This is a genomic window from Bradyrhizobium sp. USDA 10063 (genome assembly GCF_054063735.1).
Map to the genome: position 1 here is coordinate 3,476,213 of NZ_JBSSGP010000002.1, position 17,779 is coordinate 3,493,991.

The window sequence follows — 17,779 nt, forward strand, 5'->3', positions numbered from 1 at the left end:
AACTTCTAGCGCGCGACGATCAGGCCCTTGCTGGTGACGACGACCCAGCGGCCGTCCTGGCGGCGGATCGCGTCGACGCGGCCGAGGCCGGGAACGGGATCGCCGGCATAGACCTCGTAGAGGCCGCGGCGGCCTTCGATCAATGCGCCGCCATTGCTGACGTCGCGCAGCACCCAGCCTTCCACGGTCGGCAGCCGGCCGATTTCGGGCTTTGGAGCCGCGGCAGCGGGCGTTGCAGCCGCCGTGGTCGCCGGCGGCGTCACGCTGCCGGTCACATCCCTGGCCGCGGCGGGCTGGGCTGCGGCGACCGGGGCCGGCGCGGCGGCAGCGGCCTTCAGCTTCTCGACGGTCTCGCTGAGCTTGGCGATTCTCGCAGCCGGCTCGGCCTGCGCCTTCTCGAGCTTGTCGAGGCGGTCGCTGGTCTTGTTGAACTGGCTCGTTCCCGTCTTGGAGGCGTGCTCGAGCCCGGCCTTCAGCGCGACGACATCGGCATCGATGCGCGCGATCGAAGCTTCGAGCGCAGTGTCCTTCGGCGGAGGTGCTGCCGCCGTCGCGGGCTTCGTGTAAAGGCCGAGGCCTGCCGTAGCGAGCGCGCCGCCGATCGCACCCGCCGCGGTCGCGAGCACGACGACTGCCGCCATCGCGGCAAAGCGGCGCTTGCCCGACGATGCCGGCTTCTCATCATTGGCGGGCTTGGCGGCCACGCCTTCGTCGTCCCAGATGCGCTCGCCGGGCGACATGATCATGAGCTTGCCGGGCGCGCGAGCTGCTTCTGTTGCTTCCGGCTCGATCTTGGTCGGCTCGACCTTGGGCGCTTCCGCCTTGATCGCTTCGAACTTGGGAGTGTCAGATTTCGGCGCTTCAAATTTGGGCGCCTCAAGCTTGGGAACGTCCGCCTTCGGCGCCGTCTCTTCCTGGTTTGCTGCGATCACCGCCGCGTTCATGTCGGCCGAAGACGCGGACGCCGACACCGGTTCGCTGGCGGCGGACGGAGCGGCCGGCCCGGCGCCGTTGGCTCCGGCTTCAGCTTGGATCGGGGCAGGCTCTTGCTCACTCACGTTCAAAGTCTCCAGATTAGGTTGACCATTTGGTAACTTTTATTGCTTGCGAATTCGTTACTGGCAGCAGGACTTACCGAAATTTAAGGAACCTTTCGGGCCATCACGACGTGCATCACTGACTGTGAGGCAGATGACGTCATTTTTGAGGAAGGCCTGATGAACCGGACATGACCGGAACCGCAGCGGTATCGAGACGCCGATCGTCGCTGCCGCTACATCACCACCGGCGTATCCGGCAGCTCGTTCGGGCCCCGGCCCTGCTGCGGGAAATGCCTGGCCAGTTCGCGTGAGACGGCTTCGATGCCCTTGATCACACCGAGCTCGAAATGGCCGGCCCGAAAATCCTCCTCCATCATGCGACAAATCGCCTCCCAGCCTTCCGCACCCACCTTGGCGTGGATGCCGCGGTCCGCGACGATCTCGACGTCGCGGTCGGCGAGCAGGAGGTAGATCAGGACGCCGTTATTGTGTGCGGTGTCCCAGATGCGCAAATGCGCGAACACGTCCAGCGCGCGCTCGCGCGCCGGCTGGTTACGCAACAAGGGGACGCCGTCGAGCGCGCCTTCGACGACGAATCGGATCTGGCCGGAATGGGTGGCTTCGCCGGCCTTGATCGCCTCCTTGATCGCGTCGAGCGCGCGCGGCGGAAACAGCCGCTGCACGCGCCAACGGTGTTCGACGAGGTGCCTGCCGATACGCCGGATGTCCATGCTACCAGCTCCCCGATGCGCCGCCGCCGCCAAAGCTGCCGCCTCTGCCGCTGAAGCCGCCGCTATCGCGCGAGCTGCGGCCGCCGCCGGGCCAAGAGCCACCATAGTTGCCACCATAGCCGCCACCCGGCCAGCCGCCGCGGCGATAACCGCCCGGACCGCCCCAACCCCAGCTCCCGGCGAGCAAGGTGACGACGACGGCGATGATCGCAAGCAGCACCGCAGCGGCGACTGACCCCGCAACCACCCAGGCGAAGAAGCCGACGATGCCACCCGTGGCGGCCGCGCCGAGCAGCCGGCCCAGCACGGTACGCAGAAACGAGCCCAGCACGAAGATGCCGACAATGACGAAGGGATTGAGCGGATCGATCTGGTTGAGGAAGTTGGGCGCCTGCCAGTGCTCGGGCTCCGGCGCCGGCAGCTTCTCGCCGTCGATCAGGCGGATCATCCGGTTGATGCCGGCGGCGACGCCATCAGCGAAATCGCCGGCCTTGAATTTCGGCGCGATGACCTCGTCGATGATGCGCCTTGTGGTGGCATCCGTGAGCACGCCTTCGAGGCCGTAGCCGACCTCGATGCGCAGATGGCGATCGTTCTTGGCGATGACGAGCAGTGCGCCGTCGTCGATCTTCTTGCGGCCGATCTTCCAGGCTTCCGCGACGCGGATCGAGAACTGCTCGATGGTCTCTTCGCCCGTGGTCGGCACGATCAGCACCGCGACCTGGCTGCCCTTGCGCTTCTCAAGATCCTCGAGCGTTTGCGTCAGCGAGGAGATGTCGCCTGGCGACAGCGTGCCGGTCGTATCGACGACGCGGCCGGTGAGCGGCGGCACCGCGACTTCGGCGAAGGCCGGGAAAATCCAGCCCACCAGCAGCGCGAGCAGGATGGCGCGTGCAGCGTTCATCGGAAGCGGATCGCGCGTTGGACTATTTCGCCGGCGATGGCGACGGCTGTGGGTTGAAGTCGACCTTCGGCGCGACCGAAATCTCCTTCTCGTTCTCCACCGTGAAGTTGGGCTTCTCCTTGTAGCCGAACAGCATCGCGGTCAAATTGTTCGGGAAGGTGCGGATACCGACGTTATACTCCTGCACCGCCTTGATGTAGCGGTTGCGCGCGACTGTGATGCGGTTCTCGGTGCCTTCGAGCTGCGACACCAGATCGCGGAACAGCGCGTCCGACTTGAGCTGCGGATAGTTCTCAGTGACGACCAGAAGCCGTGACAGTGCGCCCGTGAGTTCGCCCTGCGCCTGCGTGAACTTCTGGAACGCGGCGGGATCGTTCAGCACTTCCGGCGTCGCCTGGATGCTGCCGACCTTGGCACGCGCATTGGTGACGCCGAGCAGCACGTCCTTCTCCTGCTGCGCAAAACCCTTCACGCTATTGACGAGGTTGGGCACGAGATCGGCGCGGCGCTGATACTGATTGACCACTTCCGACCAGCCCGACTTGACCTGCTCATCATTGGTCTGGATCGCGTTGTAGCCGCAATTGGTCAGGCTCAGCGTTGCCAGCGCCGCCAGCACGTTCCAAAATTTCCGCATCGCAATTCTCCCCGGTCGAACTGGGACAACCTAGCAGAATGGCGTGGTCGCGTAAGCCTGCAAACGTTGCCGCATCGTCATTCCGGGACGCGCGCAGCGCGAACCCGGAATCCATTTCACCGCTGGTGAAGGCGGCCCGATGGATTCCGGGCCTGCGCCCAAGAGGGCGCATCCCGGAATGACGGGGAGAGAGCCTAGGCCTGCGTCGCCTTGGCGTCCTGGATCGCTTTCCAGATCTTTGCCGGCGTCAGCGGTGTATTGAGCTGGGAAATGCCGAGTTCGCTCAGCGCGTCCATCACGCCGTTGGTGATGCAGGGCGGGCCGCCGATCGCGCCGGATTCGCCGCAGCCTTTGGCGCCAAGCGGATTGGTCTTGCACGGCGCCGACGGATCGAGCGTCACCACGATCGGCGGCACGTCGGCCGCGCGCGGCACACAATAGTCCTGATAGGTCGCGGTCAGGAGCTGGCCTTCCTCGCTGTAGGCGACGCCCTCATAGAGCGCCTGCCCGATGCCTTGCGCGACGCCGCCGTGAATCTGCCCCGTCACCAGCATCGGGTTAACGGCGATGCCGACGTCGTCGACCGTGGTGTAGCGCACCACACGAGTGACGCCAGTCTCCGGATCGATCTCGACCTCGCAGATATGCGTGCCGTTGGGCCAACTCGGGCCGTCGACCTCGCCCTGGCTCTCGACAGAGAGGCGCGCGCCATTTTCCTTCTTGGCGATCTCGAACAGGCTGACGCGCTTGTCGGTGCCGACCACGGTGAGGAAACCGTCGCGATACTCGATGTCCTCGACGGACGCCTCGAGCGCATTTGAGGCCTTTTCGCGCGCCTTGTTGATCATGTCGTTGGTCGAGACCGCGACAGCCGTGCCGCCGACGAACAGCGAGCGCGAGCCGACGCTGCCGAAACCGGTGGCCAAATCCGTGTCACCCTGCACAACGTCGATCTTGTCGAGGGGAATGCCGAGCGTGTCCGAGATCATCTGGGTGTAGGTCGTCTGCAGGCCCTGCCCCATCGCCATGGTGCCGGAATGCAGGATGATGCGGCCCTCCGCGGTCGCATGCAGGCTGACCTTTTCGGTGTGGGCGCGGCCGCCGGTCCATTCGATATAGCTGGTCAATCCGCGGCCATAGAGCAGGCCCTTCTTCTTCGCCGCCTTCTTGCGCGCGGTAAAGCCGTTCCAATCGGCGAGATCCGAAGCGCGCTCCAGCATGTGCGCGAAGGCGCCGGAGTCATAGACCTGGCCGACCGCATTGGTGTAGGGCAGTTGCGCCGGCTTGATGTAGTTCACTTTTCGGATGGTGCGCGGATCCATGCCGATCTGGCGCGCCGCGGCGTCGAACAGCCGCTCGACGATGAACACCGCTTCCGGCCGGCCCGCGCCGCGATAGGCGCCGACCGGCGCGGTGTGGGTCATCACCGACTTCACTTCGAAATGCACCAGCGGCAGATCGTAGACGCCGGTCTGCACGAACGGCCCCAGCACCAGCGGAATGATGTTGCCGGCGCCGGAGGAATAGGCGCCGGTGCCGCCGATCGAGCGCACGCGATAGGCCAGCACGCGGCCCTTGGCGTCGAGCGCGAACTGGCCGGTCGAGGTGAGGTCGCGGCCATGGGTGCCGCCGACGAAATCGTCGGTGCGGTCGCCGCGCCAGCGGATCTTCTTGTTCAGCTTGGTGGCGGCATAGGCGACGATGCCGTCTTCCGGATAGAGGTTGGTCTTCTGGCCGAAGCCGCCGCCGATATCGCCGACCAGCACGCGGATGCTCTCCTTCGGCCGCTTCAGGACCGCATCCGCCAGCACGTCGCGGGTCGAGCCCGGGGTTTGCGATTGCACATGCAGGATCAGGCGACCGGTCTTCTTCTCGATCTCGGCGATGGTCGAGCGCGGCTCCATCGCCGACGGCACGAGGCGCTGGCTGACGAGGTCGAGCGAGACCACGTGGTCCGCTCTTGCAAAGGCTTCCTCGACCTTGGCGGCGTCGCCATAGCTCATGGCGGCAACAATGTTGTCGGGCGCTTCCGGCCACACCAATGGCGCGCCTGTTTTGATCGCCTCGACCGGATCGACCACCGAGGGCAGCACGTCGTAATCGACCACGATCGCTTCGGATGCGGTCTGCGCCAGCACGCGAGACGTGGCGACCACAACCGCCACCGGCTCACCGGCAAAGCGCACCACTTCATGCGCGAGCAGGCGGCGCGGCGGCACCGTCATCGGCGAGCCGTCCGGCCGCTTGAAGATCGCAAGCGTCGGAATGGTACCGACATCATCGGCCACGAGATCGGCGCCGGTATAGACCGCCTCGACGCCCGGCATCTCCTTGGCCGCCTTGGCATCGATCGAAACGATCCTGGCGTGGGCATGCGGCGAGCGCAGCACATGCAGCCACAACGCGCCGTCTTCCGGCTTGTCGTCGATGAACTGTCCCTTCCCGGTGAGCAGTCTCTGGTCTTCCAAACGCTTGACCGGCTGGCCCGCACCGAAACGCAAATTGCCGGGAAGAATATTCATCAGTCCGTCCTTCAAAGTCTTCTTGGGGTGGGGCGCGTTTTAGCGGATTTTTGCCGCGAGACAACCGACCGCGGACGAGAGCAGACGCGCCATCCCGCCCGCGCATGAGAAGGATGGATGACCACTCGCAGAGCGATGACAGGAATTTTATTGCGTGCGGCCGATATCGACGATGTCGACATTGACATCGCGCGTCTCCGAGCCGCGCTTCAGGCTGATCCGCACCGTCTTCCCGGCGCCGATCTGCTCGAGCTGATCGGTCAGGTCGGAGAGGCGGTGGACCGGCTTGCCGTCGGCCGCGGTGATGACGTCGCCCAGATTGCCGGAGGCAAGATCGACGCCGCGGATTCCGGCGCGCTCTGCCGGAGAACCGGGCGCGGTGCGCACGACGATCACCCCTTCGGTGCCCAACCGAGTGGCAACTGCCTCGCTCGCGGCGACAATGCCGATGCCCGGCGTCGGCACGCGGCCATTGCGGATCAGTTCGGGGACCACGCGGTTGACGATGTCGACCGGGACGGCAAAGCCGATGCCGGCGTTCGATCCGGACGGCGACAGGATCGCCGTGGTCACGCCGATCAGCCTTCCGGCGGAATCGAGCAGCGGACCGCCGGAATTGCCGGGATTGATCGCGGTGTCGGTCTGGATCACGTTGGCGATCTCGCGTCCGGTGGAGGTCGGAAGCCGCCGCTTGAGCGCGCTGATGATGCCACTGGACATCGATTGGTCGAGCCCGAAGGGATTGCCGATCGCGAAGGCAAATTGGCCGACCTTGAGATCGGAAGAACTGCCGATCGCAACCGGCGGCGGCAGCGTGCGCGCGCTCCTGATCCGCAGCACCGCCAGATCGTAATTCGGCGCGGTGCCGACAAGCTCGGCGCGCGCTACCTCGCCCGAGGCAAAGCGGATCGCGAGCGCGCTTGCCTCCTCCACGACGTGATTATTGGTGACGACATGGCCGTCATTGTCCCAGACAAATCCGGTCCCGGATGATCCGCCGCCTTCCGACTCCTCGCTGAGCGGATTGGCGGCAGACTGTGCGGCCACCTGCACGACCGAGGGCGAGACCCGCTCGAAAATCTCGATATTGGCGCGCTCGGCATCGGAGAGCGGGCCACGCTGCTCCACCGAGCGGGCGGCCGAGCTGGTCCACGGCGCGTTGCGAATATTGCTGACGGTCAAAGCCGCCAGAATGGCCGCGACCACAGCGAGAACAACAAGATAGCGACGATTCATCGGCATCGGATCTCCGCGGCAACAAACGCCACAATTGGCCGGAGGTTTCTGGTACGCGAACTTACCACAGCGTCGCACTGGTGCGCTTTTTCCGCACTGGCAACCCGGCGCCATTTGTCGCGCTGAGGGTTGAAACCCGGCCGCCGCGCGCTAGTTGTTCCGTAGTGTCAGAGTGTCGGCTGCCCGCTCGGGGGCACGTCCAAGGCCATCGGACCGACGCTTGGAGCGGCCCATATCGGTGTTGATCGGAGGGCGGTCATGAACAACAAGATGCGCTTCAATGTCGGATATGCGATTGCGGCGATATTCGGCATCCTGCTTGTTCAGTACGTCTATGTCAGCGCCAGCAAGATCGCCGTTATCCCCTATAGCGAGTATCAGCAATTGCTGCGCGAGGGGAAGATCGAGAGCGTCGGCATCTCCGACCGCACGCTTCAGGGCACCCTGAAGGGGCCGCTCCCTGGCGGACAGAAGCAGTTCATCACCACGCGCGTCGATCCGGAGGTCGCGCAAGAACTCGAGAAATATAATGTCCGCTTCACCGGGCAGATCGAGAGCACATTCCTGCGCGATCTCCTCTCGTGGGTCATGCCGGTGCTTTTGTTCTTCGGTCTGTGGTGGTTCATCGCCAGGCGCGCCGCGCAAGGCGGAGGCCTCGGCGGCGGGCTTATGGCGATCGGCAAGAGCAAGGCCAAGATCTACGTTGAAGCCGATACCGGCGTGAATTTCAGCGATGTCGCCGGCGTCGACGAAGCCAAGGACGAACTGCGCGAGGTGGTCGATTTCCTCAAGAACCCGACCGAATACGGCCGGCTCGGCGGCCGCATGCCTAAGGGCGTGCTATTGGTCGGCCCGCCCGGCACCGGCAAGACGCTGCTCGCCAAGGCCGTTGCCGGCGAGGCCAAGGTGCCGTTCTTCTCGATCTCCGGCTCCGAATTCGTCGAGATGTTCGTCGGCGTCGGTGCCGCGCGCGTGCGCGACCTGTTCCAGCAGGCGCACCAGAAGGCGCCCGCGATCATCTTCATCGACGAGCTCGATGCGCTCGGCCGCGCCCGCGGCATCGGCCCGTTCGCCGGCGGCCATGACGAAAAGGAGCAGACATTGAACCAGCTCCTGGTCGAACTCGACGGCTTCGACTCGCGCTCCGGCCTCGTGATCCTCGCCGCCACCAACCGGCCGGAAATCCTCGATCCCGCGCTGCTCCGCGCCGGCCGCTTCGACCGTCAGGTGCTGGTCGACCGTCCGGACAAGAAGGGGCGCACCGAGATCCTCAACGTCCACATCAAGAAGGTGAAGCTGGCGCCCGGCGTCGACCCCGAGGCGGTCGCGGCGCTGACGCCGGGATTCACCGGCGCGGATCTCGCCAACCTCGTCAACGAGGCCGCGCTGCTGGCGACGCGCCGCGGCGGCGACGCCGTCACCATGAGCGACTTCAACAATGCGATCGAGCGCATGGTGGCCGGGCTCGAAAAGCGCAACCGGCTGCTCAACCCGAAGGAGCGCGAGATCGTCGCCTATCACGAGATGGGCCATGCGCTGGTAGCGCTGTCGCTGCCGGGCGTTGATCCCGTGCACAAGGTCTCGATCATCCCGCGCGGCGTCGGCGCGCTCGGCTACACCATCCAGCGTCCGATCGAGGATCGCTTCCTGATGACGAAGGAGGAACTGGAGAACAAGATGGCGGTGCTGCTCGGCGGCCGCGTCGCCGAGTTGATCGTGTTCGACCATCTCTCCACCGGTGCGGCCGACGATTTGCGCAGGGTGACCGACATCGCGCGCAGCATGGTGACGCGTTACGGCATGTCGGAAAAACTTGGCAGCATCGCCTATGACCGCGAGCCCGGCAATTTCCTGGCTGGCGCCGACCGGCCCTACCCGATGCCGGAACGCGATTATGCGGAAGAGACCGCGGCCGTGGTCGACCACGAGGTGCGCGACATCGTCGAGCGCGTGTTCCAGCGTACCCAGGGCATCCTGAGCGCGCGGCGCGCAGTGCTCGATCGCGCGGCGAAGAAGCTGCTGGAAAAGGAGACCCTGGAGCAGCGCGACCTGGAGGCGCTGATCCGCGAAGCGCCGGAGGGCCTACGCGCGGTGTGAGATGTGGATTTGTAGGGTGGGCAAAGCGAAGCGTGCCCACCATCACGAGCTGAGCGAGAAATGGTGGGCACGCTTCGCTTTGCCCACCCTACGGTAGCTACCTGCGAACCGCGGAAGCACCGACGGTCGCGTTACCCGACTGCAGGCGACCGGGCAGAGGCCCGGCGTTTGTCGTGTTCCTCCAGGTAGGAACTGCGTCTGTCGAGCCTACCGACGGCCAATAATACGATCCCACTGATGGTCCGACGACCGACCCGTAGCCGGCAGTTCCGGCTGTTTGCGGCGTTGTTTGCGCCAGTGCCGCCGTGCTCGAGAGAGCAAGTGCAGTTGCCAGCGTGATTGCTGCGAGCTTCATGGCTGATTCCTTTCCAATTGTATCTCACTGCAAAGGTGGGGAGGCACTTGACTGCTTAAAGCGAACGTTTTCATCACGCTCTTTCAATCCAGCGCGATAACCTCGCTCGTCCCTGCCTTCACGCAGCGTTGAGGTTACGTGCGGAGCGTAGCGTGCCCACCGTCGCGAGCGGGACGTGAAATGGTGGGACGGCGCAGACGCCTTTGTCCACCTTACGGCATCTACGAGTCCAACTCTTGCAGCGCGGCTTCCACCATCTTGCGCTGATCGTCGGTCAGCGGCGCCTGTGGCGGGATGGGGTCGCCGACGTCGTAGCCCTGAATCGAGAGGCCGGCCTTGATGCAGGCAGCGAGGTTGAAACGGGCGAAGGCCTCGTTGATGCGCCAGAGCTTTCGTTGCAGCGCCATCGCCTCGTCCCAGCGATCGCGCCGGCAGAGATTGTAGAGCTCGACGCTCTGCCGCGGGATGATGCAGGCCGGGCCCGCCATCCATCCCACGCCGCCGATCAGCATCACCGCCGCCGGAATATGGGCAGAGGCCGAGAACACTTTGATGTTGTCGCCGCAGCGGTTCATGATCGACAACAGCCGGCCGGTGTTGGTCGAGGCATCCTTGATGTAGCCGATGCGGGGATGGGCGGCGAGCCGCTCGATGACGTCGAGCGTCAGATCCGAGCGCTGGAATTGCGGATTGGTGTAGATCACCACCGGAATATCGACCGCATCCGCAATGGCGCGGAAGTAGGATTCGACCTGCGCATCCGGCAGCGGGAAGTAGGCTTCGAGGATCGCGAGAATCCCCGCAGCGCCGCGCTTCTGATAGGCCCTGGCCTGCGCGACCGCATCCGCCGTCGAGGTCGAGGCGACGCCGGCTACGACCGGCACGCGGCCATTCGCGGCTTCGATGGTCGTCTGCACCACCTGCGCGCGCTGCGCATTGTTGAGATAGGCGAATTCACCGGTCGAGCCGAGCGGCGTCAGTCCGTGCACGCCCGCCTTGATCAGGTCGTCGCATAGCCGGCCCAGCACCTCGCTGCGGATATGGCCGGCGGGATCGAGCGGCGAGACCAGATAGGGAAAGACGCCGTGGAAATCAGCCATGCTGCAACCTCGTGGACGGCGAGACATAGTCGGGATCGTGCGCGAAGGGAAGCGGCGCGCCGCGGCGCAAGCTCTCGAGCACTTCGGCGAAATCAGTCCGGGCGCGGAATCCGAGCAAACGCTCGGCTTTGGCGGGATCGTAGATGCGGCCAATGCTGCGCGGCAACCGCCAATTTCGCCTGGCGTAGAGCGCGGCCGCTTCAGGGAAATGGCGCACGATCACGCTGGCTGCATCCGATTTCAGCGCCTCAGTCTCGGCCGGCGCGAACGGCGGCGGCGCGCTGATGATGAAGATCTCGAAGCCCTTGGCCCTGTCGAGCGCCGCCAGATGCGCGTCTGCGGCGTCCTCGACGGTGAGGCGGCGGTGCAGAAACTCGTTCGCCTTGAGATTCTCGCCTTCGAGGCCCCGTTCGCTGTCGTCCTCCTCGGGAAAGAAGCGGCTGGTGCGCAGCACGGCACAGTTCAGCCCGTGCTCGCGGCTATAGATGCGGCAGAGCCCCTCGGCAGCGAGCTTGGTGACGCCGTAGATGTTGCGCGGCTCGAGCGCCCCCGCCGTCTCGTCGAGCCACACCGCGGCACGTCCCTCGCCTTCCCTGATCGCCTGCGAGATCATCAGCGACGTCGTCGAGGTGAAGATGAAGCGCTCGTGGCGCGCGGCGACGGCCGCCTGCAGCAGGTTGAGCGTGCCTGATACGTTAACGTCGACAAAAGCCTGCGGCGAAAAGCGCGCGATATCGGGCTTGTGCAGGGCGCCCGCATGGATCACGGCCTCGATGCCGTGATCGGCGAACACCCGCTCGACGAGCGCGCGGTCGGCAACCGATCCGACCACGTCGGTCGCCTCGCCCGCGACGATATCGAGGCCGATCACGTGATGGCCGGCTTGCCGCAGTCTCGGCGCGAGGAAGCGCCCCAGCCAGCCGGAGGAACCGGTGAGCAGAATACGCATGGCGATGACGGCAGGCCCCTATCCAAAAACCTTCGCGATCGCCGCCTGCGCATCGCTCTGGATCCGCTTCAGGTGATCCTCTCCGCGGAAGCTCTCGGCGTAGATCTTGTAGACGTCCTCAGTGCCCGACGGCCGCGCCGCGAACCACCCGGACTCGGTCTCGACCTTGATGCCGCCGAACGACTGGTCGTTGCCCGGCGCCTTGGTCCTGACCGCGCGCACCGGCTCGCCGGCAAGCTCCTTCATGTTGAGCTGCTCCGGACCCACGGCCTTGAGCGCGCTCTTCTGCTTCGGCGTCGCCTCAACGTCGGTACGCTCATAGAAAGGCACGCCGAGCTCGGCGGTGAGATCGGCGAACAGATGACTCGGGTCGCGACCCGTTTTGGCGATCATTTCCGCGGCAAGCAGCCCCAGGATGATGCCGTCCTTGTCGGTGGTCCACACCGAGCCGTCGCGCTTCAGGAACGAAGCGCCGGCGCTCTCCTCGCCCGCGAAACCGAATGCACCGCTGCCGAGACCCTCGACGAACCATTTGAAGCCGACCGGCGTCTCCACCAGCTTGCGGCCAAGCTTCCTGGCCACCCGGTCGATGATCGAGGAGGAGACGATGGTCTTGCCGATCGCGGCGCTCGCGTTCCATTGCGGGCGTTGGCTGAACAGATAGGCGATCGACACGGCGAGGAAGTGGTTCGGGTTCATCAAGCCGTTCGAGCGCGTCACGATGCCATGCCGATCAGCATCGGTGTCGTTGGCGAACGCGACATCGAACTTCTCGCGCATCTGGATCAGGCTCGCCATCGCGTAGGGCGAGGAGCAATCCATGCGGATCTTGCCGTCCCAATCCGCGGTCATGAAGCGGAAGGTCGGATCGACCGCATCGTTCACCACGCTGGCGTTGATCCCGTAGCGCTCGATGATCGGCTGCCAGAAATGCACCGCCGCGCCGCCGAGCGGATCGATGCCGATCCTGACGCCGGCGGATTTGACCAACGCCAGGTCGACCATGTTGGCGAGATCGGCGACGTAGGGCGTGATGTAATCATAAAAGTGCGTCGACGGCGCCTTGCGTGCGCGCTCGTAAGCCATCCGCGCGACGCCTTTCAGCCCGGCTTCCAGATAACGGTTGGCGTTCTTCTCGATGATGCCGGTGACGTCGGTATCGGCGGGTCCGCCATGCGGTGGGTTATATTTGTAGCCGCCGTCTTCCGGTGGATTGTGTGACGGCGTGATGACAACGCCATCCGCAAGGCCGGAGGTCTTGCCCTTGTTGTAGGTCAGGATCGCGTGCGAGATGACCGGCGTCGGCGTGTAGCCGCCGCGCTCGTCGATCATGATCTCGATGCCGTTCGCGGCGAACACCTCGACCGCGCTCGCCAGCGCCGGCTCGGCCAGCGCATGGGTGTCGATGCCGATGAAGAGCGGCCCGGTCAGCCCGACCTCGCGGCGATAGTCGCAGATCGCCTGCGTCGTCGTGAGGATATGATCCTCGTTGAACGAATTTCGCAGCGAGGAACCGCGATGACCCGATGTTCCGAAGGAGACCCGTTGCGTAGCGTCGGCTGGATCGGGCTTTGATGCAAAATACGCCGTGACGAGCCGCGGGATGTTTGCAAGCGAAGCGGGATCGACCGGCTTGCCTGCTGCAGGATTTGGTGCAGTCACGTGACCTCTCAGGACCAATGCTGTCTTTGAGACATCACTATAGGGGCGAGCCGGTTGCAGGCAAAGCGTTATGCCGCGCGGCTGCAGCGGGCTGCGGGCATCCGCAATCTTTTCATGGTCGAACTCGAGCGTCTCCGAACAGGCCGATCAGATCATTGGGCCTTCCCGGCGCCGGATCACTGATCCGTCACATTCCCGTACGGTGGCCCGTATGCCGCACCCCAACGTCTTGCCCGGCGGCGGCACGAAAGGTTAACGTGGATTAATCCACCGTTGCAGGCCGGAGATGATCGGCGAATTGACCCCGAGAGTTCTGCTCGCGATCGGTTATGTCGCCGTGACGGCGCCCGCCCTGGCCCAGGACGATCTCGAAGCGGCGCCGGCAGCGCTCACCTTGCAGGTGACCACCGAGCCCACGACCACCGAGTGCCGTCGCGTCGAAGATCAGCCGGCCACGTCACTCGCCTTCCTGCCCCTGCACCGGACCTTCAGCGACGATTTCAACGAACATCCGCTGGCGGACGGAAGGTGGGTGCCGCATTATGCTGGCGGCGCGGCGTGGCCGGAGGCCCGCTACTGGGGCGGCGACGGCTCCGACTTCAAACGCAAGACCAGCGCCAATGGCGAGCAGCAGATCTATGTCGATCCCCGCTATGGCGGCAGAATGAACACTCCGCTGGGACTTGACCCGTTCAGGGTCCACAATGGCGTGCTGTCGATCGTCGCCAGCCGCACGCCGCCCGACCTGAAGCCGGCGCTGTTCGACAATGAATACATCTCGGGCATCCTGACGACACAGGGCAAGTTCTCGCAGAAGTACGGCTATTTCGAAATCCGCGCGAAGATCCCGATCGGCCGTGGCGTGTGGCCGGCGTTCTGGATGCTCGCCGACGATGGCGGCTGGCCCCCGGAAGTCGACGTCGTGGAAGGTCGGGGCGAGCGGCCCGGCGACGTCGTGATGACGACGCATTGGCGGATTCCGTCGAGCCAGCGCATCCAGTCCTGCGGGTTCGATTTCACCGTGCCCGGCGCAGAATCCGAATTCCACAATTACGGTGTGCTGTGGGAAGAGGATCGGCTGATCTACTTCATCGACCGCAAGCCGGTGTCCGATATCAAGGTCCCCATCGGATACGACGATCCCATGTACATGATCGTCAATCTGGCAATGGGATCGAAATTCTTTCTCGGCGTCGGCTTCGTCGATACCAGTTCGCCCCAAGACGTCGCCTTCGAGATCGATCGGATCTCGACCTACCAGATCGATGCCAACCCGACCGGAGAGACCGATGTTCGGTAGATTTTCGCGCCGGCATTTCGCCAAGCTTGCGGGCATTTCCGCGCTCGGCATGGCGGCGACGCCCGCAGTCGCGGCAGAGGGCAACGTGACGCCGGCCGTAGCCGCCGACCCGCACGCGCCCGGACCTTTTCCCGCCGGCTTTGTCTGGGGCACCGCGACGTCGTCCTACCAGATCGAGGGCGCCGTCAACGAGGACGGCCGCGGCCGCTCGATCTGGGACACATTCAGCCACACGCCCGGCAAGATCGAGGACAACAGCAATGGCGACCGCGCCAACGAGCACTATCACCGCTACAAGGAGGACGTGGCGCTGATCAGGGATCTCGGCGTCAAGGCCTACCGCTTCTCGATCGCCTGGCCGCGGGTGTTTCCGGAAGGCACCGGCCAGCCGAATCCGAAAGGGCTCGACTTCTACAATCGCCTGATCGACGAATTGCTCGCGAACGGCATCGAGCCCTACGCCACGCTTTATCACTGGGACCTGCCGCAAGCGCTGCAGGATCGCATCGGCGGCTGGCAATCGAGCGAAACGTCAAAGGCGTTCGGCGACTACGCCGCCTATGTGGCGGAGCGCATCACCGACCGGGTGAAGAACATCTTCACCGTCAACGAGGCGGGCCGTTTCGTCAATTTCGGCTATGGCTGGGGCATCGACGCCCCTGGCCTCAAACTGCCGACGGCGCCATTGAACCAGGTCCGCCATCATGTCGCGCTCGGCCATGGGCTTGCGGTGCAGGCGATCCGCGCCAAGGGCCGCGCCGGCACCAAGGTCGGCGTCGCCGAGAACATCGCAGCCTGTGTGCCCGCGATCGCGACGCCGGAAAACATCCGTGCCGCCGAGATCGCCACGCGCGAACTGAACGCGGGCTTCCTCGGCGTGATCCTGGAGGGCAAATACACCGACGGCTTCCTCGAATATGCCGGCGCCAACGCGCCCAAATTCACGGCCGAGGAATTGAAGATCATTGCTTCGCCGACCGATTTCGTCGGGCTCAATATCTACGCGCCGCAATTCTACATCACCGCGTCGGACCGCAAGCCGCATTTCAACGTGCTGCCGTTCCCGACCTCGTTCCCGCACATGAATTCGGAATGGCTGCGGGTCGGCCCGGAGACGATCTATTGGGCGCCAAGGCTCGCCGCGAAGATCTGGAACATCGAGAATATCTTTATCAGCGAGAACGGCACCTCGTCCGAAGATAAGCTTATGGCCGATGGCAAGGTCTACGATCTCGACCGCATCATGTATCTGCGCAACTATTTGACGCAGCTCCAGCGCGCGACATCGGAGGGCGTCCCGGTACGCGGCTATTTCCTCTGGAGCCTGATGGACAATTTCGAGTGGATCTTCGGCTATGAGAAGCGTTTCGGGCTCTACCGCGTGGACTTCGAGACGCAAGCGCGCGTGCCGAAACTGAGCGCAGAATTCTACCGCGACGTGGTGGCGAAGAACGCGATCGGGGTGTGAGGCGAACGCCCTGGCACCTCAATCGCGGCTGCGGCATGGAACCAAAAGGAACTGCGGGTGACTGCGGGCGTTCTTAACTGGAAGCGCCGATTCTTCCGAGAGGAACATCATGACGGACACCAGAGACATCCAGCACGGCGTCAATGATCCCGTCAGCGGCGTCGACGTGAAGCGCAAGTTCAGGGACAATCAAAGCCCGCATGAACGGGCACAGACCGCGGCCGACGTCCGCGCCGATCCTTCGCCCGCGCCGGACGAGCCGTTCCTGCCCGAGGCGCTGCGGCGACCGCCGACCGCCCCGCTCAACCCGCGCACCGGGCGGCGTCCGACCGAGTGAGCGGTGGTCAATGCGCCGTCAAAACACGCCGCTCGATGCGAGCGCTTTGCGGATGTGCTCGAGTTCCTGCTCGTCGGCGACCACGTCGAGGATGATGTTGCGGACGCCCCGCTCGGCGAAGCTGCGCAGCTTCGCGCCGATTTCGGCGTAGCTGCCGACGAGATACGGGCAATCCGCCTGGAAGGTCAGGAAGGGCAGCAGCCAATAGCCGTTGTCGTGGAGCGCGCCATCCTGCTCATCATCGCCAAGCCGCCGCTTCCAGATGGAATCGGTGTTCTCCATCGTCAGCTTGAACAATTCGCGATTGTCGTCGCTGTCATGAAATCGAAGTTTTGCGGCCCGTCTCGCCTCCTCGCGGTCTTCCCTGGCAAAGATCCCGAAATTCAATCCGGGAGCCCTGATCCCCTGCTCGAGATCGGGCGGAAGCATCTGCATCATCAGGCATTGCATCTCCGCCGCCACGCGGCGGGCATCGTCCGATTGGCCGGCAATCAAGAATTCCGGCATCAATTCCGCCGGCAGGCGCGGCCAGATCTGCAGATTGTTCGTGGTGTAGAACCTGCCCCGAAAGCTGAGGGGCCGCGTGCTCGCAAGCAACTGCCGCACCACGGCAATGAATTCGCCGAGTCTTGCATATCGCTCGGCATGGGACCGCTCGTCGCCGAGCCCATGCAGATCGCTCAGCGCGGTCCCCGTGATCATGTTCAGGTAGACTTTCCGGCCGTAGAGCAGCGCAAAGGAGGAGATCAGCTTCGCCGCGGTGAACGGATGCAGATAGACCGGATTGACCGCGATCAGCGGCGCGCAACGCTGCGTGAGCGCCAGGATATGCTGGGCCATCGACCACGGCTCGACGAACACGTCATTGCCGACGAACAGCAAGATTCCTTCGAAGCCGTTGCGGTCGGCGAAATGCGCGATGCGCATCAGCTCGTCGGCATATTTTGCGGGATCGCGGTTGCGCGAAACCGCCGGGAAGACGCGAAGCCCGGTCTTCGCCGCCGACGGCTCACCCGATCGGGATCTTCGCTTGTTCGCGGTCATGCCGCGCAAGCGATTGGTTCTGGCGGCGAAACGCGGTGATCCATCTCTGCTCACCGCGTCGCACAGCAACGCGCGCGCTGCCGGCACGGTCCGCCGGAAGCGCACGCTGCGAATTCTGCATCGGCGTTTCGAACAGATATCCTAAAGAGATACGCGTCCGAGCCGCGCATGGCCTCTAAGCCTTGCTGCGTCTACCTGGACTTTTTCTTCTTTTTCTTTTTGGCCTTCTTCTTGGCCGCCTTGCCCAGCTTCGCCAAGCCTTTTTCGGTCAGGGCCAACGCCTCTTTGAGCTGATCCCGCTCGCGTTTGAGCAAATCCCGCAGTTTTCTCTTTTCCTCGGGCGACAACTTATCGAAATCAAGATACGGAACAAATCCCATAGTAAATACCCCGGGTT

Annotated in this window: 15 protein-coding genes; 4 read left to right on the forward strand and 11 right to left on the reverse strand. The window is 64.4% G+C overall.

Annotated elements, in window-relative coordinates; genetic code table 11:
* Positions 1 to 5: 5 nt before the first annotated feature.
* The 6 genes from ACVJGD_RS18740 to ACVJGD_RS18765 form a co-directional block, all read right to left on the reverse strand.
* Positions 6 to 1,058 (reverse strand): hypothetical protein, encoded by a 1,053-nt coding sequence (locus ACVJGD_RS18740; protein ID WP_456635731.1) that lies wholly within the window; start codon positions 1,056 to 1,058, stop codon positions 6 to 8.
* Between the two features lie 215 nt (positions 1,059 to 1,273).
* The gene (locus ACVJGD_RS18745; RefSeq protein WP_456635732.1) at positions 1,274 to 1,771 is read right to left on the reverse strand and encodes a TPM domain-containing protein; all 498 of its coding nucleotides are present in this window, start codon (positions 1,769 to 1,771) and stop codon (positions 1,274 to 1,276) included.
* Position 1,772: 1 nt separating this feature from the next.
* The gene (locus tag ACVJGD_RS18750; protein ID WP_456635733.1) at positions 1,773 to 2,675 is read right to left on the reverse strand and encodes a TPM domain-containing protein; all 903 of its coding nucleotides are present in this window, start codon (positions 2,673 to 2,675) and stop codon (positions 1,773 to 1,775) included.
* 22 nt (positions 2,676 to 2,697) lie between these two features.
* Positions 2,698 to 3,312: a LemA family protein gene (locus tag ACVJGD_RS18755; protein ID WP_456635734.1), complete on the reverse strand. Its 615-nt coding sequence runs from the start codon at positions 3,310 to 3,312 to the stop codon at positions 2,698 to 2,700.
* A gap of 194 nt (positions 3,313 to 3,506) precedes the next feature.
* Positions 3,507 to 5,834, reverse strand: a complete 2,328-nt coding sequence (locus ACVJGD_RS18760; protein WP_456635735.1) for a xanthine dehydrogenase family protein molybdopterin-binding subunit — start codon at positions 5,832 to 5,834, stop codon at positions 3,507 to 3,509.
* 147 nt (positions 5,835 to 5,981) lie between these two features.
* A complete protein-coding gene (locus tag ACVJGD_RS18765) occupies positions 5,982 to 7,070 on the reverse strand; it encodes a S1C family serine protease (RefSeq protein WP_456640291.1) in 1,089 nt (362 codons plus the stop codon).
* Positions 7,071 to 7,328: 258 nt separating this feature from the next.
* On the opposite strand from ACVJGD_RS18765, the gene ftsH reads away from it, so the two are divergent.
* Complete coding sequence (ftsH, locus tag ACVJGD_RS18770; RefSeq protein WP_456635736.1) at positions 7,329 to 9,167, forward strand: ATP-dependent zinc metalloprotease FtsH; 1,839 nt, start codon at positions 7,329 to 7,331, stop codon at positions 9,165 to 9,167.
* Between the two features lie 576 nt (positions 9,168 to 9,743).
* Here ftsH and ACVJGD_RS18775 read toward each other — a convergent pair.
* Genes ACVJGD_RS18775 through pgm form a run of 3 tightly spaced genes read right to left on the reverse strand, consistent with a single transcriptional unit; the run spans position 9,744 to position 13,233 of the window.
* Entirely contained in the window at positions 9,744 to 10,622 is an 879-nt protein-coding gene (locus tag ACVJGD_RS18775) for a dihydrodipicolinate synthase family protein (RefSeq protein ID WP_456635737.1), read from the reverse strand.
* Positions 10,615 to 11,571, reverse strand: a complete 957-nt coding sequence (locus tag ACVJGD_RS18780; protein WP_456635738.1) for an NAD-dependent epimerase/dehydratase family protein — start codon at positions 11,569 to 11,571, stop codon at positions 10,615 to 10,617. The genes ACVJGD_RS18775 and ACVJGD_RS18780 overlap by 8 nt, the downstream gene beginning before the upstream one ends.
* 18 nt (positions 11,572 to 11,589) lie before the next feature.
* The gene (pgm, locus tag ACVJGD_RS18785; protein WP_456635739.1) at positions 11,590 to 13,233 is read right to left on the reverse strand and encodes a phosphoglucomutase (alpha-D-glucose-1,6-bisphosphate-dependent); all 1,644 of its coding nucleotides are present in this window, start codon (positions 13,231 to 13,233) and stop codon (positions 11,590 to 11,592) included.
* 286 nt (positions 13,234 to 13,519) lie between these two features.
* Between pgm and ACVJGD_RS18790 the strand changes: the two genes are divergently transcribed.
* The 3 genes from ACVJGD_RS18790 to ACVJGD_RS18800 all read left to right on the forward strand — a co-directional run bounded on the left by ACVJGD_RS18790 (position 13,520) and on the right by ACVJGD_RS18800 (position 16,338).
* Entirely contained in the window at positions 13,520 to 14,533 is a 1,014-nt protein-coding gene (locus tag ACVJGD_RS18790) for a glycoside hydrolase family 16 protein (RefSeq protein ID WP_456635740.1), read from the forward strand.
* The gene (locus tag ACVJGD_RS18795) at positions 14,523 to 16,001 is read left to right on the forward strand and encodes a GH1 family beta-glucosidase (protein WP_456635741.1); all 1,479 of its coding nucleotides are present in this window, start codon (positions 14,523 to 14,525) and stop codon (positions 15,999 to 16,001) included. Before ACVJGD_RS18790 ends, ACVJGD_RS18795 begins: the two co-directional genes overlap by 11 nt.
* A 109-nt stretch (positions 16,002 to 16,110) precedes the next feature.
* Positions 16,111 to 16,338, forward strand: coding sequence for a hypothetical protein (locus ACVJGD_RS18800; RefSeq protein ID WP_456635742.1), 228 nt, complete (start codon positions 16,111 to 16,113; stop codon positions 16,336 to 16,338).
* Between the two features lie 18 nt (positions 16,339 to 16,356).
* Here the strand turns inward: ACVJGD_RS18800 and ACVJGD_RS18805 are convergent, their stop codons facing one another.
* Positions 16,357 to 17,382, reverse strand: a complete 1,026-nt coding sequence (locus ACVJGD_RS18805) for an LLM class flavin-dependent oxidoreductase (protein WP_456635743.1) — start codon at positions 17,380 to 17,382, stop codon at positions 16,357 to 16,359.
* Between the two features lie 191 nt (positions 17,383 to 17,573).
* Positions 17,574 to 17,762: a hypothetical protein gene (locus tag ACVJGD_RS18810; RefSeq protein ID WP_456635744.1), complete on the reverse strand. Its 189-nt coding sequence runs from the start codon at positions 17,760 to 17,762 to the stop codon at positions 17,574 to 17,576.
* Between the last annotated feature and the right edge of the window lie 17 nt (positions 17,763 to 17,779).